This is a genomic window from Sulfurimonas sp. (assembly GCF_026988655.1).
Taxonomy (GTDB): Bacteria; Campylobacterota; Campylobacteria; order Campylobacterales; family Sulfurimonadaceae; genus Sulfurimonas.
Genome location: NZ_JALSKT010000015.1, coordinates 1 through 3,543, shown reverse-complemented (window position 1 = coordinate 3,543; position 3,543 = coordinate 1). Strand labels below are relative to the sequence as shown.

The 3,543-nt window shown below is 35.3% G+C and carries 6 protein-coding genes; 3 read left to right on the top strand and 3 right to left on the bottom strand.

Annotation, left to right across the window (positions count from 1 at the left end; all coding sequences use genetic code 11):
- The 3 genes from MV052_RS01665 to MV052_RS01655 all read right to left on the bottom strand — a co-directional run.
- The coding region (locus MV052_RS01665; protein ID WP_297440353.1) for a hypothetical protein at nucleotides 1-873 on the bottom strand (873 nt) is incomplete at its 3' end.
- A 25-nt stretch (nucleotides 874-898) separates the two neighbouring features.
- Complete coding sequence (locus MV052_RS01660) at nucleotides 899-1,222, bottom strand: hypothetical protein (protein WP_297440351.1); 324 nt, start codon at nucleotides 1,220-1,222, stop codon at nucleotides 899-901.
- A complete protein-coding gene (locus MV052_RS01655) occupies nucleotides 1,194-1,463 on the bottom strand; it encodes a hypothetical protein (protein WP_297440349.1) in 270 nt (89 codons plus the stop codon). The genes MV052_RS01660 and MV052_RS01655 overlap by 29 nt, the downstream gene beginning before the upstream one ends.
- Nucleotides 1,464-1,535: 72 nt before the next feature.
- Between MV052_RS01655 and MV052_RS01650 the strand changes: the two genes are divergently transcribed.
- Genes MV052_RS01650 through MV052_RS01640 form a run of 3 tightly spaced genes read left to right on the top strand, consistent with a single transcriptional unit; the run spans nucleotide 1,536 to nucleotide 3,434 of the window.
- Nucleotides 1,536-1,988 carry a YaiI/YqxD family protein gene (locus MV052_RS01650; protein ID WP_297440346.1) on the top strand — a complete coding sequence of 151 codons (453 nt, stop codon included), beginning with the start codon at nucleotides 1,536-1,538 and terminating at the stop codon, nucleotides 1,986-1,988.
- 14 nt (nucleotides 1,989-2,002) lie between these two features.
- Complete coding sequence (gene surE, locus MV052_RS01645; protein ID WP_297440344.1) at nucleotides 2,003-2,788, top strand: 5'/3'-nucleotidase SurE; 786 nt, start codon at nucleotides 2,003-2,005, stop codon at nucleotides 2,786-2,788.
- 1 nt (nucleotide 2,789) lies between these two features.
- A complete protein-coding gene (locus tag MV052_RS01640; RefSeq protein ID WP_297440342.1) occupies nucleotides 2,790-3,434 on the top strand; it encodes a ThiF family adenylyltransferase in 645 nt (214 codons plus the stop codon).
- Nucleotides 3,435-3,543: the final 109 nt, after the last annotated feature.

The following is a 3,543-nucleotide window of genomic DNA, read 5'->3' as shown; positions in this document are numbered from 1 at the left end:
ACTGCGTTTAGATACTTTTTCTTGAGTGATGATAATGGCGTCAAGTCTGTTTTTTTCTTCTTGTAGTGCCTGTAGTTTATCGTTATATGCTTGAAGCGTCTCTTCTAGGGTTTCTTCTTGAACTGTAAGTTTTTTAGCAAGTAAAGTATTTTCATTTTTAAGTGTTGAGATTTCATGTGTGAGCTGTTTTGTAGATTTTTCATATTCATTTTGCATGTTTTTTTGTATAAAATCATTCTCTTGCAGTTGCTCTTCTAATTTTTTACACTTTTCACTATCTTGCTGCGTTTGAGTCTTAGGTTGAACCTCTTGTATCAGTTTATCTTTGTTTTTAAAAAGTAAAAACCCTATAAAAAAACCTAGAACTAGCGTTGTAAACGCAGTAACTGCTGTAATAATATAGTCTGTTTGTTGTATCGTTTTTATTTGGGTTTTTAGTTTGTCTTGGTAAATCACTTTATCTTTGTAGCGCACTTTATCTTTATAAATTAACTTATATTTGTAAATTACTTGAGGTACATGTAATTTATAAGGAGATATTTGTTTTTTTGCTTTTTGCTTTATCAAGTTTTGGGCTTGTGTGTACATCTCAAGGTATTGTTTTGTAAGCTTTCTATCATCTATCTTTGAAAGAATTCTCAAGGTATTGGATTTCATTTTTTGTAGTTCATTGACTTTGCTTTCATCCACACTTAAAGCAGAAGTAACAGTATCATGCGTTGCAAGAACAAGATAGTAGAGTGCAACTTTTTCTTCAGTGGAGAGTTGTGGTGAGAGCGTGTCAATCTCATGGTTGAGCAGCTTATAATTCTCTTCAAAACTAAGAGCAAAAAGAGAAAAATGTAAAAATAAAAGAAGTAAAAATGTTTTCATGACAGTGCCAAAGCACTATATGTTCCTAAGCGTAAAGTGATTTGTTTACTTTGTCAAACTCTTTAAGTGTTTTTTCTAAAAGTTTTTGAGCTTCTTTAAAGATATCTGCTAAAGCGTTAACAGGCTCTGTTTTTTCTGGCACTGTAAGCTCTGCTAGTGAGTTGTCGAACATTTTTACAATGTTCGTTTTTATAAAATTATTTTTATTTGTATCATTGAGTTTGTCTTCTTGATCGTTTTGTCTAAAGATAGAGACGATTTCTTGAGCGAGCTTTGTCACTGGGGATTTAGGTGCATCAACTTGAAGCTCTTTTAAAAAATCATCTATGAAAGGTTTTGCTTTTTTCATAAAAGCGTCTATCTCTTTTTTGATCTTGTTTGCTAATGCCGTTGGAGTCAACAGAGTATGAAAAAGATTGCATAGAAGAGAAGCTCATGGAAGCAGACTCAGAAGTGTCATCCTTGTTGTAGTTCATTGCAGTTGATGTTTCGTTTGAAAAATCCATCTTAATGACATCACCGCTAGAAGTTTTCATGCTAATGTTTAAGTCGTGTGATCTGTAACTACTCAGTGCGTAAGTTGTGTTCATAATAAATCCTCATCTTGTTTGTAAATCGGCACAACAAAGATATTTTTTAATTAATTCTGCTAAGATTTGCTTATGAATTTATATATTGACGGCGATGCCTTTCCTAACCTTTTAAAACCTATCATATTACGCTCTATAGAGCGACTTGGTATAAAAACTTTTGTACTTGCAAATAAAAAGATAAGCATAGGAAAAAGTGCTTTTGTGAGTTACATTATCGTTGATGCTGGTGCTGATGAAGCTGATGATAAAATAGTGGAACTTTTACAAGCGGGTGATTTAGTTATAACTGCTGATATTCCCTTAGCTGATAGAGTGATTACAAAAAAGGCTCATGCTATTGATCATAGAGGTGAGCTGTATACAAAAGATAATATAAAACAGTATCTTGCCATGCGGGATTTGATGGATAAGATTCGGGAATCAGGGGAGATAACTAAAGGTCCAAAACCTTTTGGACAAAAAGATGCACATAATTTTGCGAACCAACTCAACAGTTTTTTGGCAAAATACTATAAGGGATAGTGTAAAATACAATTATGAATAAAAAATATAAAATTTTAGTAACAAATGATGATGGCTATGAGGCAAATGGGCTACTTGCTTTAGTTGAAGCTTTAAAAGAGCTTGATGATGTTGAAGTGACAGTCGTCGCACCTGCAAACGAAAAGTCAGCTTGTGGGCACTCTTTGACTTTAGTGCGTCCTTTGCGTTTTGTGAGTGTGGATGATGACTTTTATAAGCTTGATGATGGAACGCCTAGCGACTGCGTTTACCTCTCTTTGAGTACGATGTTTGAGGATGAAAAACCAGACTTACTCATCAGTGGTATAAACCGTGGCTCAAATATGGGTGAAGATATTACTTACAGTGGCACGGCCGCTGGTGCGATGGAAGGTGTTTTGCATGATATTCCTTCCATTGCAATTTCACAAGTGATGGATTTTACAGATCCGAGTGGAAACTTTGCCTTGGCACAAAAAACGATCAAAGCTCTTGTCTCTAAGATACGAGAAGGCTCTTTTCCTCTGCCTCATAGGGAATTTTTAAATGTAAATATTCCTCCCCTCAAAGAAGAAGCACAGATAAGGGTAACCTATGCTGGGTATAGACATTATGCAAATGACTCACATCTGCACCGTAATCCTAGAGGTGAAGAGTTCTATTGGCTTGGTTTGCATCCACTCAACTTTTCTAAACGCAGTCACGGAAATGGTCTGAGTGATTATGAAGCTATTGAGGCGGGATATATCTCTATTACGCCTATTATGCTTGATTTGAGTGCGTATAATAGTATGAAAAATTTAGAAGAGTGGATAGACTAACTTGAGTAAATATGACCGTATAAAATTAATCCTCAAAGAAGATTTCAACAAGCTAGAAGATGCAAACATTATACTTTTAGGGGTTGGAGGAGTTGGAAGCTTTTGTCTTGACTGTCTCTATAGAAGTGGTGTTAAAAATATCACAATAGTAGACTTTGACAGCTATGATGCAAGTAATCAAAATCGTCAAATGTGGTCTGAACTCCATGAAAATGAAGTGAAAGTTGAGGCTTTAAAAGAGCATTATCCTGAGTTAAAGATCATTAACAAACGTATAGATGATGCATGGGTAGCTGCGTTTGACTTTGAACCATACGATATTGTCCTTGATGCTATAGATGATAGAAATGCAAAACTCGCTCTTGCGCAAAAATGTTACAAAAAACTTATCTCCTCTTTTGGTAGCGCAAAACGGCTTGATCCTACAAAAGTACAAGTTGATGATATCTGGAAGAGTTATGGTGATAAGTTTGGTTCAAAAATTCGCTATGAACTGAAAAAACGTGGTTTTAAGAAAAAATATAAAGTTATCTTCTCAAGCGAAGAAGTTCTCACAAAAGAGAAGGGCAGTTTTATGGGTGTCACGGCAACCTTTGGTTTGACCATGTGTGCCGAGGCAATAAAAAAGATAAGTACCTCTCCATAAATAACCCCAACTTCAGCAAAGAGCAAATAGCTCTAGTGCTAGGCAGATTTCTGCAGGACTAACTGGTTAATCCAAAGGAATCTAACGACGCAATAGGGCTATTTGCTCT

What these genes read in the sequence shown, in the direction of transcription:
- MV052_RS01660 (WP_297440351.1), bottom strand. Translation starts at nt 1,222, where the DNA reads ATGAAAAAAGCAAAACCTTTCATAGATGATTTTTTAAAAGAGCTTCAA.
- MV052_RS01655 (WP_297440349.1), bottom strand. Translation starts at nt 1,463, where the DNA reads ATGAACACAACTTACGCACTGAGTAGTTACAGATCACACGACTTAAAC.
- MV052_RS01650 (WP_297440346.1), top strand. Translation starts at nt 1,536, where the DNA reads ATGAATTTATATATTGACGGCGATGCCTTTCCTAACCTTTTAAAACCT.
- surE (WP_297440344.1), top strand. Translation starts at nt 2,003, where the DNA reads ATGAATAAAAAATATAAAATTTTAGTAACAAATGATGATGGCTATGAG.